The 460-nt window shown below is 63.9% G+C and carries 1 pseudogene; it reads right to left on the bottom strand.

Going from position 1 to position 460, the window contains the following annotated elements:
* A pseudogene (locus SB751_RS28205) lies at nucleotides 1–254 on the bottom strand (hypothetical protein); the annotation flags it as partial.
* Between the last annotated feature and the right edge of the window lie 206 nt (nucleotides 255–460).

Raw genomic sequence — 460 nt, forward strand, 5'->3', positions numbered from 1 at the left:
CCCACGTTCAGTTGATCGAAATTACCGACCTGCGGGCTGAGCGCGATATCCACGTCGTTGCCGCGCGGACCGCGCAGCGTGACCACGCGCGCGGCACGGTCGATCCCGACGATCTTCGCCTTCAGATGCACCGGCGGCACATTGGCGATGATCGCCTGCGCCGCGCCCGCCAGCGCCGTTTGTCCGCCCGCCTGATCGGGCTGCGCGGGTTGCTCGTTTTGCGCCCACGCCGCCTGGCCGGCGGCCACGCCCATCACCATTGCTGCTGCCAAAGTCGCTGCCTTCATCATCCGCGGTCTCCTTGAAAGACGGGGTTTGAATCACGATGCAACGGGAATGCGATCTATCCGCGACCAACTTACGACCGGCGATCTCGCGCCGATGTGGAGGCAATTTTACGCGCGGCTTTCTGAACGAGCGTCGTAACTGTCCGCGTCCGGTATCAGGGTATTCGTGTTGG

Origin of the sequence: Cupriavidus sp. SIMBA_020, assembly GCF_046535395.1 — a bacterium.
Taxonomy (GTDB): domain Bacteria; phylum Pseudomonadota; class Gammaproteobacteria; order Burkholderiales; family Burkholderiaceae; genus Cupriavidus; species Cupriavidus campinensis.